The organism is Arthrobacter sp. Bi26 (genome assembly GCF_918697925.1).
In the GTDB taxonomy this organism is placed as follows: domain Bacteria; phylum Actinomycetota; class Actinomycetes; order Actinomycetales; family Micrococcaceae; genus Arthrobacter.
Window position 1 is genome coordinate 26,718 of the sequence record NZ_CAKKMF010000053.1, and the last position, 9,219, is coordinate 35,936.

Annotated in this window: 9 protein-coding genes; 3 read left to right on the forward strand and 6 right to left on the reverse strand. The window is 68.3% G+C overall.

Annotated elements, in window-relative coordinates; all coding sequences use genetic code 11:
* Nucleotides 1-8 precede the first annotated feature (8 nt).
* The 4 genes from LQV16_RS14650 to LQV16_RS14665 form a co-directional block, all read right to left on the reverse strand.
* Nucleotides 9-851, reverse strand: a complete 843-nt coding sequence (locus LQV16_RS14650; protein ID WP_229994635.1) for a DUF1684 domain-containing protein — start codon at nt 849-851, stop codon at nt 9-11.
* Nucleotides 838-1,509, reverse strand: coding sequence for a TetR/AcrR family transcriptional regulator (locus tag LQV16_RS14655; protein WP_229994636.1), 672 nt, complete (start codon nt 1,507-1,509; stop codon nt 838-840). Before LQV16_RS14655 ends, LQV16_RS14650 begins: the two co-directional genes overlap by 14 nt.
* Nucleotides 1,510-1,579: 70 nt before the next feature.
* The gene (locus LQV16_RS14660) at nt 1,580-2,173 is read right to left on the reverse strand and encodes a TetR family transcriptional regulator (RefSeq protein ID WP_229994637.1); all 594 of its coding nucleotides are present in this window, start codon (nt 2,171-2,173) and stop codon (nt 1,580-1,582) included.
* A complete protein-coding gene (locus LQV16_RS14665) occupies nt 2,170-3,186 on the reverse strand; it encodes an aldo/keto reductase (RefSeq protein ID WP_229994638.1) in 1,017 nt (338 codons plus the stop codon). Before LQV16_RS14665 ends, LQV16_RS14660 begins: the two co-directional genes overlap by 4 nt.
* 162 nt (nt 3,187-3,348) lie before the next feature.
* Here LQV16_RS14665 and LQV16_RS14670 point away from each other — a divergent pair, with 162 nt between their 5' ends.
* The 3 genes from LQV16_RS14670 to LQV16_RS14680 all read left to right on the forward strand — a co-directional run bounded on the left by LQV16_RS14670 (nt 3,349) and on the right by LQV16_RS14680 (nt 7,525).
* Nucleotides 3,349-4,029 carry an NAD(P)-binding domain-containing protein gene (locus tag LQV16_RS14670; RefSeq protein WP_229994639.1) on the forward strand — a complete coding sequence of 227 codons (681 nt, stop codon included), beginning with the start codon at nt 3,349-3,351 and terminating at the stop codon, nt 4,027-4,029.
* Between the two features lie 239 nt (nt 4,030-4,268).
* Entirely contained in the window at nt 4,269-7,082 is a 2,814-nt protein-coding gene (gene ppc / locus LQV16_RS14675) for a phosphoenolpyruvate carboxylase (RefSeq protein ID WP_229994640.1), read from the forward strand.
* Between the two features lie 137 nt (nt 7,083-7,219).
* Entirely contained in the window at nt 7,220-7,525 is a 306-nt protein-coding gene (locus LQV16_RS14680) for a hypothetical protein (protein ID WP_018774310.1), read from the forward strand.
* On the opposite strand, the gene LQV16_RS14685 is transcribed toward LQV16_RS14680, so the two are convergent.
* Both LQV16_RS14685 and LQV16_RS14690 read right to left on the reverse strand, forming a co-directional pair.
* Nucleotides 7,522-8,157, reverse strand: coding sequence for a VTT domain-containing protein (locus LQV16_RS14685; protein ID WP_229994641.1), 636 nt, complete (start codon nt 8,155-8,157; stop codon nt 7,522-7,524). The genes LQV16_RS14680 and LQV16_RS14685 overlap by 4 nt on opposite strands.
* 27 nt (nt 8,158-8,184) lie before the next feature.
* A complete protein-coding gene (locus tag LQV16_RS14690) occupies nt 8,185-9,177 on the reverse strand; it encodes an RluA family pseudouridine synthase (protein ID WP_229994643.1) in 993 nt (330 codons plus the stop codon).
* Nucleotides 9,178-9,219: the final 42 nt, after the last annotated feature.

Below are 9,219 nucleotides of genomic sequence, written 5' to 3' on the forward strand. Positions count from 1 at the left end.
AAGACCGTTCAGAAGAGGCCGGGTTCCTTCTCGCCGGCTGCGATGCGGTAGTCCAGGCTGTTGTTCTTCACCGGCATGGGGCAGGTGCCGTACGGGGTGAAGGCACTGGGGTAGTTGATGGCCCGGTTGAAATCCAAGATCACGGTCGCATTTCCGGATGAATCGACGCGGGGTTTTGCGGTGGAGACTTTCCGCCACTCGTCCGTCGATTCCCCATTGGTCTCGTCGTGGAACGTGACCGTCAACGCACCGAGCTTCTCCTCCTCGGCGTGCAGGTGGAACTCGTGGTCTGTGCCGGGCAGCCGGAAGACCAACTCGCCGACCGAGCGGTGGACCCCGTCCACGAGCGGGTTGGCGGTGCCGATCGGGACATCCACGGGCTCGGGATAGGGCATGAACCGGGCCTCGATGACCAGGTCCGGGCGGAAGTCGAAGGTGGGCACGCCGTCGAACTCCGTGAACGCCGGGGACTGGGAGTCGCGCGTGCGGATCGCGTACTTGTCCGCCCGCATGGCGAGCTCCACCACCACCTGGCGGCCGTCGTCGCCGCCGTACTGGACCCACATGAGTGATTCCTCGTCCGAGAGCACGGCGCTGATGGTCCCGTCCACGGGTTCGCCGGTTTCCACGAGGGTCAGACCGTCCGGCGCGGCGGCGGTGAGGAACGCCGTCGTGCCGTCAGTGGACCAGAGCCCGGGGGCGAGCTCGACGGCGGCCGGCCGGTCCTCGAGCCACTGGAACGAGGTCAGCGTCAGCCAGCCGTGGTCGCTGGCGAGGGCCGCGTTCCGGCTGTTCCGGAAGCGCTGCCAGCGGGCAAGCTGCGGGTCGACCGCGGGCTCAATGGTGGTCATGGGTTCCTCCAGGGTTTCCGTCGGGGCCGGTTCTCAGGCTGCGTCCGCCGGGGGAGCTGCCGAGGCTGGCAGCCACCAGTTGGGCTGCGGTGGTCCCGGCGGCGGTGGCCGCTTCCGGGTCGCCGTCGAGCACTCCGCTGGCCAGGCCGCCGTCGAGGAGCAGGGTCAGGCTGCGGGCAAGCTGGTCCGGGTCCTGGGCGCCGGCGCGGGCGGCCAGGTCCCGGATCCAGGCGCGGATCTGCTGCTTGTGGGCCACGGTCCGGTCGTGGACCCGGGTGCCGGCGGCCGACTCGGCAGCTGCGTTGATGAAGGCGCAGCCGCGGTAGCCGTCCCGCCGGCAGGCGGTTCTCAGGGCATCGAACAGGCCCACGAGCTGCGCGGCGGGGTCTTCGCCGGCGGCCTCGGCGGCGGCGTGCAGCTGCCCGGTCCAGATGCCGTCGACCTTCTCCAGATAAGCCAGGATGAGGTCGTCCTTGGCCGGAAAGTACTTATAGAACGTGGCTTTCGCGACGCCGGACTCGGCGATGATCGTATCGATGCCGGCAGCCCGGAATCCGTGCGCGTAGAAGAGCCGGAAGGCCGTGGCCAGGATTTTCTCTCTGGCCTGCCCGGCGGGGGTGCGGGCCGCCGGCGGGGCAGGGGCTGCTGACAGCGTCATGACACCATCGTACACAGACAAGTCTGTCTACGCCCTGGCTCGAATCACGCCCCGCAGGCCTGCCCCGGGCTCACGGCCGTACGGCCAGGCCCTGTACGAGCAGCCGCCAGACCTCCTGCAGCTGGGCCCCGATGGCCGGATCCGCCCATTCCGCCGCGTGCAGCGGGTGGTGGAACCGCGCGGTCGCGTGCAGGACCGCAAGGCCTGCCGTCGGCGGATCCGTGACAGCAAACTCGCCCCTGCTGACGCCGTCGGCAATGATTTCCGTGAGCTGCGCGGCCAGATGCCCAACGTGGACCGCCACGACATCCCGTGCCTCGGTGGTCAGCTGGCTGAAGGTGGCAAACAGCTCGGGATCGTTCAGCGCCATGCCCTGCTTGATGGCCGCGAGCCGTTCCAGCCAGCGGAGCAGACGTTCCGCAGCCGGGCCGTCCGTATCCCGGGCCGGATCCAGCGGATCTGCGAGGCGGTCCAGCCAGCGCCGGGCCACCGCGTCCCGCAGCGCGACCTTCGTGGGGAAGTGCCGGTACACGCTGCCGTGGCTGACGCCGAGGGCCTTTGCCACGTCCACCACCGTGGCCTTGGCCGGCCCGAAGCGCCGCAGCACGTCTTCCGCGGCGTCGAGGATGCGCTCTTCCGTCAGGACGACGGCGGCAGGGGTCACCGGCGTTCGCTGTCGAGCATGGCCATCTGGCCGGCGTCGTAACGCGTGCCCGCGGCGGCGTCGGCCGGGACGGCGTCCTCGATCTCCGCAAGGTCCTCGACGGAGAGGACCAGATCGGTTGCTCCCAGCGATTCGGTGAGCCGCTCGCGGCGGCGGGCGCCGATGAGGGGGACGATGTCCTCGCCGCGGGAGAGGACCCAGGCGATGGCGAGCTGGGCGACGGTCGCACCCTTACGGTCCGCGATGCCGCGCAGCCGTTCGACGAGTTCGAGGTTGCGCTGCAGGTTCTCGCCGGAGAAGCGGGGCAGGTGGGCCCGGAAGTCGCGTCGGTTCTCGGTTCCGGCCGCGGGCCAGTGGCCCGAGACCAGGCCGCGGGACAGCACGCCGTACGCGGTGACGCCGACGCCGAGTTCGCGGGCCGTGGGCAGGATGTCCTGCTCGATGCCTCGTGAGATGAGTGAGTACTCAATCTGGAGGTCGGAGACCGGGTGGACGGCGTTGGCGCGGCGCAGGGTATCGGCGCCAACCTCGGAGAGCCCGATGTGGCGGATGAGGCCCTGCTGCACGAGCTCGGCCAGTGCGCCCATGGTTTCCTCGACCGGCACGGTCGGATTCAGGCGGGCGGGCCGGTAGATGTCCACGTAGTCGGTGCCGAGGCGCCGCAGGGTATAGGCCAGAAAGTTCTTGACGGCGGCGGGCCGGGTGTCCACGCCGTTCCATCCGCCCCGGGCATCGCGCAGGACGCCGAATTTCACGCTGATCTGGGCGTTCTCGCGCCGGCGGCCGCGGATCGCGTCGCGCAGCAGCATTTCGTTGTGCCCCATGCCGTAAAAGTCCCCGGTGTCCAGCAGCGTCACGCCGGCGTCGAGGGCGGCCTGGATCGTGGCGACACTCTCGGCGTCGTCGGCGGGACCGTAAAGATCGGACATGCCCATCAGTCCGAGACCGATGGGGGCGGTGGTGGGGCCCGTGGAGCCCAGCGTGCGGGTGGCGCCGAGAGTAGAAGTTGTCATGGATCCAGCATACGACAATCAGATGACAGATTTCAAACTTTGTCAGTCGTTCTTTTGGTGTGCGGGATGCATTCCCTCCTTGCCGTAGACAGGTCTGTCTGATAGCGTCGTGCCGACACGTAGACGAACCTGTCTACTCCGCTGATTCAGAACGAGGATGCCATGAAGATTGCAGTACTGGGAACCGGCATGGTGGGGCGCACGATTTTCGGCGCACTCGCGGGCCTGGGGCACGACGTCGTGATGGGCACCCGCGACCCGCAGGCGACGCTCGCCCGGACCGAGCCGGACATGATGGGCACCGCGCCGTTCGCCCAGTGGCACGCCGCCAACACCGGAATCGCCCTCGCCGCCTTTGCCGACGCTGCGGCCGGCGCAGAGCTGGTCGTCAACGCGACGAACGGCGGCGGCTCCCTGGCGGCTCTGGCCGCCGCAGGCACGGGGAACCTCGCCGGCAAAGTCATCATGGACATCGCCAACCCGCTGGACTTTTCGCAGGGCATGCCGCCGTCGTTGAACCCGGTGAACACGGACAGCCTCGGCGAGCAGATCCAGCAGGCCTTCCCGGAGGCCAAGGTGGTCAAGACGCTGAACACCATGACGGCGTCCGTGATGGTGGATCCGGCGCGCGTTGCCGGCGGCGACCACTCGGTGTTCGTCTCCGGGGACGACGCCGAGGCCAAGGCCGCCGTAACGGAACTGCTCAAGGGCTTCGGCCACCGGGACGTGATTGACCTCGGGGACATCACGAGTGCCCGCGGCGCGGAAATGATCCTGCCGATCTGGCTGCGGCTCTGGGGCGCGCTGGGCACCGGGGAGTTCAATTTCAAGATCGCGCGCTAACGCGTTCACCCAACTAGCTCGCAGCTGTGGGCCGTTTTGGGGTCCAAAAGGGGTCACAACTGCGAGCTAGAGGGTGCCGGGGGCCAGGGGGACTGGGCGGCGCGGCAGGGCATGACACTATCTGAGACGGAATTCCAGCCGGGAGTGCCTGCGGGTAACATCCCATGGGAAGAAGTAATCGGGCTCACAGTATCCAGCGCAGTGTACGAGCCAAGTCGAACCCTCGAAAGATAGTTTCCATGGCTGACACTGCAATGCATTCCGACACCGATCTTGCCGCCGAACTCCGGGCTGATGTCCGCCGGGTCTCCACCCTGCTAGGCGAATCCCTGGTCCGCCAGCACGGACCGGAACTCCTGGACCTCGTGGAGCAGGTGCGCCTGCTGACCAAGGAATCGAAGGAGGCCGCCCGCGGCGGGGCCGACGCCACCGGGCCGTGGAGCTCGTACGACGTCGTCGCCCAGGTCCGCGAACTGCTCGGCTCCCTGCCGCTGGACCAGGCCACCGACCTGGTCCGCGCGTTCGCGTTCTACTTCCACCTGGCGAACGCCGCCGAGCAGGTCCACCGGGTCCGCGGGCTGCGCACCCGGCAGGAAAAGGACGGCTGGCTCGCCAAAGCCGTTGAGGAGATCGCGGACCAGGCCGGCAACTCCGTGCTGCAGGAAGTCGTCAACGAGCTCGACGTCCGTCCCATCTTCACCGCACACCCCACCGAGGCCTCCCGCCGTTCCGTGCTGGACAAAATCCGCCGGCTCTCGGACATCCTGTCCGAATCCACGGCGGAGGGCACGTCCGCGCGCCGCCGCCAGGACCGCCACCTGTCCGAAGTGATCGACCAGATGTGGCAGACGGACGAGCTCCGCCAGGTCCGGCCCACCCCGGTGGATGAGGCCCGGAACGCCATCTACTACCTCACCGGGATCCTCAGTGACGCCATGCCGGAAATGCTCTCGGACCTCTCCGAGCTGCTCGCCGAGCACGGCGTCACGCTGCCGCCGCAGAAGGCGCCGATCCGCTTCGGCTCCTGGATCGGAGGGGACCGGGACGGCAACCCCAACGTGACCGCCGCCGTCACCCGCGAAATCCTCCAGATCCAGAACCAGCACGCCGTACGGATCAGCATCGGCCTGATCGACGGGCTCATCTCCATCCTGTCCAATTCGACCGCGCTGGCCGGGGCCGACCAGGAACTCCTGGACTCGATCGACGTCGACCTGGGGAACCTGCCGGGCCTGGACCGCCGCGTCCTGGAGCTGAACGCGCAGGAGCCGTACCGGCTCAAACTCACCTGCATCAAGGCCAAACTGATCAACACCGGCCGGCGGGTCGCGGCCGGATCCGCGCACGAGCCCGGCCGCGACTACACCGCAACCGGGGAGCTCCTCGCCGAGCTCGGCCTGCTGGAACGGTCGCTGCGGAACCACCACGCCGCCCTGGCCGCCGACGGCGCCCTGTCCCGGGTCCGCCGCGCCATCGCCTCCTTCGGCCTGCACCTGGCCACCCTGGACATCCGCGAGCACGCCGACCACCACCACGACGCCGTCGGGCAGCTCATGGACCGCCTCGGCGGCCCCGGTGTCCGGTACGCCGAACTCAGCCGCGCCGAGCGGTTGGAGGTGCTGGGCTCCGAGCTCGCCTCCCGGCGTCCGCTCTCCGGCCACCCGATCAAGCTCGACGGCGTCGCTGACGGCACGTACGACGTCTTCCGGGAGATCCGGCGTGCCCTGCGCACCTACGGCCCCGACGTGATCGAGACCTACATCATCTCCATGACCCGCGGCGCGGACGACGTCCTGGCCGCGGCCGTGCTGGCCCGCGAGGCCGGCCTGGTCAGTCTCTTCGGCGAGGCGCCCTACGCCAAGATCGGGTTCGCGCCGCTGCTGGAAACCGTCGACGAGCTCCGCGCGTCGGCCGAGATCGTGGACCAGCTGCTCTCTGATTCGTCCTACCGCGAACTGGTCCGGCTCCGCGGCGACGTGCAGGAGATCATGCTCGGCTACTCGGACTCCAACAAGGAATCCGGCGTCATGACGAGCCAGTGGGAAATCTACAAGACCCAGCGCAAGCTGCGGGACGTGGCCGCGAAGCACGGCGTCCGCGTGCGCCTCTTCCATGGCCGCGGCGGCTCGGTGGGCCGCGGCGGCGGGCCGACCTACGATGCCATCATGGCCCAGCCCAACGGCGTGCTCGAGGGCGAGATCAAGTTCACCGAGCAGGGCGAGGTCATCTCGGACAAGTACTCCCTGCCGGAGCTGGCCCGCGAAAACCTCGAGCTCTCCCTTGCCGCGGTGCTGCAGGGCTCGGCACTGCACCGCGCGCCGCGCACCTCGGAGGACCAGCGCGTGCGCTACGGCCACGTCATGGAAACCGTCTCCGACGCCGCGTTCGCGCGCTACCGCACGCTGATCGAGGACCCCGACCTGCCCGCCTACTTCATGGCCTCCACCCCGGTGGAGCAGCTGGGATCCCTGAACATCGGATCCCGTCCGTCCAAGCGGCCCGATTCCGGCGCCGGACTGGAGGGGCTGCGGGCCATCCCGTGGGTGTTCGGCTGGACGCAGTCACGGCAGATCGTGCCGGGCTGGTTCGGCGTGGGCTCCGGCCTCAAGGCCGCGCGCGAGGCCGGAAACTCGGCCCAGCTCAAGGAGATGATCGAGGGCTGGCACTTCTTCCGATCGGTGCTTTCCAACGTGGAAATGACCCTGGCGAAGACGGACATGGACATTGCCGGCTACTACGTCTCCACCCTGGTCCCGGAGGAGCTGCACCACCTGTTCCGTGCCATTCGGGAAGAGTATGAGCTCACCGTCGAGGAAATCCAGAACCTCACGGGCGAGCACGTGATCCTCGATGCCCAGCCCACCCTGAAGCGCTCCCTCGAGATCCGGGACCAGTACCTCGACCCGATCAGCTACCTGCAGGTGGAGCTGCTGCGCCGCGTCAGGGCCGAGGCCGCAGCGGGCATGTCCGGTGCCGAGATCGACGAGCGCCTCCAGCGCGCCATGCTGATCACGGTCAACGGAGTCGCCGCCGGGCTGCGCAACACCGGGTAGCCCTCTCAGACCCTCCCGCACGCCCAGCCTCTGCCCACCCCCTGTTGCCCTATCACCTATGGCGGCTATTTCGACTTTCTGGCAGCCAAAAATGATAGCGCAACGGGAGTGTGTGGCGGTGCGGCTAGGGTTGTTCCATGCCGTCGTTCCAGACCAGACTGAAGATCACCGGCCTCAAGCCGGGCACCGCTCCGGAAGCGGTCATGGCCGCGGCCATCGAGGCCCTCGGGACGCGGCACCACGTCGAATCGCACCAGCTTGAGCTCGCCGGCGGCGTACCTCAGCTGAACCTGCGCTTCCTGGTCGATGCCACCGCGTACAGCGCAGAAAACAGCCAGGCGCTGGAGTCGGCAGCCATGATGCGCGACGCCGTCGAACGCGTTGCGCTCACCGGCGCGCTGACCGTGTTGCGCCGCAGCCGCGGCCGCTGGGCACCCGTCTAAAAGTCCAGTTCCTGGTCCGGGTCCACCGCTGCGGAATCCGCGGGGGAGGGGTTGCCCCGGCGTCGCGTCACGATCACGCCAACGACGGCGCCGATCACCAGCCCGACGCCGACGCCGATCAGCGAGCTCGCCCAAAACGGGAGTCCGGTGGCGGAGCCCGCGAAATAGCCCAGCGCCACGGACCAGCTTGCCCAGAGCAAGCCGCCGATGGCCGCGCAGAGGCTGAACCCGCGCGTCGAGACGTTGGCGATGCCGGCCGCGGCCGTCGCGGCCAGCCGCCCGCCAGGGATGAAGCGGATGCCGATAATCGCTCCGTACGTGGAGGAACGGCCCGCCTTCGCGATCGCCGCGTGCACGGCCGCGTGGAACCTTAGGCCCCATTTCCAGCGGTCGAGCACGTGGCTCAGCCGCCGTTTGAAGAGCTGGAAGACGAGAATGTCGCCCAGCCATGAGGACACCGTGGCCAGGAGCACCACGAGGAACGCGTTGATGTGGCCCTCCGCGGAGAGTGCACCGCCGGTGATGACCAGCATTTCCGAGGGCACAGGCGGAAAAATGGCATCGCCGATCACGAAGGGGAAGATCCAGAAATAGATCGCGGCGCCCCAGCTGTCCGCATTTCCGAAGTCCATGGGCACAAGGTACCGCACTTCCAGCCGCTACCGTGCTTCGCTGAGTTCCAGTCTGCTGCGGTATTCCACCGGGCTCCCCGAGATGGGGTCGACGAAGCGGATCCCGCGGGCCAGGAGCTGCAGCGGCTTGGCGTAGTTGTCCGGAGCCTTGTCCAGCAGCTCCGGGTAGAACGCATCGTTGACGATCCCCAGGCCCAGTGAGGCCATGTGCACGCGCAGTTGGTGGGTCTTACCCGAATGCGGCTCCAGCCGGTACAGCGCGCGGCGTTGGGGTCCGCCGTCGGGTGCGCGGTGGGGTCCGCCGGATGGTGTGCTTTCGGGCCTGCTGGCGGGACTGCTGGCCGCGTCAAACGTGTGCAGCCGCTCGATCCGGGTTTCCGCGTTTGGTTCGCCGTCAACCACCTCGGCCAGCAGATAGCTGCGGGACTTGGTCATCCGGTTCCGAACCACCACCGGGAAGTCCACGGCGGGGTGGCCCGGTGCCGGCTCCGCGGCGGATACACACTCGTATTCCTTCTGGACCTGGCGCTTTTCGAAGAGCACCTGGTACTTGCCGCGGGTCTCGGGGTTCGTGGAGAGCAGCAGGATGCCGGCGGTCATTCGGTCGAGGCGATGCATGGGGATCAGGTCCGGGAGCCCGAGCTGGTTCCGGAGCCGGACCAGGGCCGATTCCTGGATGTACGTCCCGCCGGGGGTGGTGGGCAGGAAGTGCGGCTTGTCCACGACCAGCAGATGATCGTCCTGGTGCAGGATGCTCAGCTCCACCGGGATCCGGGTCTCCGGAGGCAGGGAGCGGTAGTACCAGATGAACGTGTGGTCCTGCATCGGCGTGCTGCGGTCCAGGACTCTCCCGGCCTCGCCAACGATCTCGCCGGCGTCGAACCGGTCCTCTATGCCCTGGGGATCGATATGCCCCCACCGGTGCATCATGTAGTCCAGTGCGGTCTCCCAGGGCCCCTCGTCCGGCAGGCGCAGGCGCGTCGCGTTGACGCCGTCGCGCACGGGGAGGGGGGATTGCATCACCAGCCCATTCTACGTGTCCGGTCTCCCGCCTGTCTCTTA

Coding starts and splice junctions, on each gene's coding strand:
- LQV16_RS14665 (WP_229994638.1), bottom strand. CDS start 3,186: ATGACAACTTCTACTCTCGGCGCCACCCGCACGCTGGGCTCCACGGGC.
- LQV16_RS14670 (WP_229994639.1), top strand. CDS start 3,349: ATGAAGATTGCAGTACTGGGAACCGGCATGGTGGGGCGCACGATTTTC.
- LQV16_RS14650 (WP_229994635.1), bottom strand. CDS start 851: ATGACCACCATTGAGCCCGCGGTCGACCCGCAGCTTGCCCGCTGGCAG.
- LQV16_RS14680 (WP_018774310.1), top strand. CDS start 7,220: ATGCCGTCGTTCCAGACCAGACTGAAGATCACCGGCCTCAAGCCGGGC.
- LQV16_RS14655 (WP_229994636.1), bottom strand. CDS start 1,509: ATGACGCTGTCAGCAGCCCCTGCCCCGCCGGCGGCCCGCACCCCCGCC.
- ppc (WP_229994640.1), top strand. CDS start 4,269: ATGGCTGACACTGCAATGCATTCCGACACCGATCTTGCCGCCGAACTC.
- LQV16_RS14685 (WP_229994641.1), bottom strand. CDS start 8,157: ATGGACTTCGGAAATGCGGACAGCTGGGGCGCCGCGATCTATTTCTGG.
- LQV16_RS14690 (WP_229994643.1), bottom strand. CDS start 9,177: ATGCAATCCCCCCTCCCCGTGCGCGACGGCGTCAACGCGACGCGCCTG.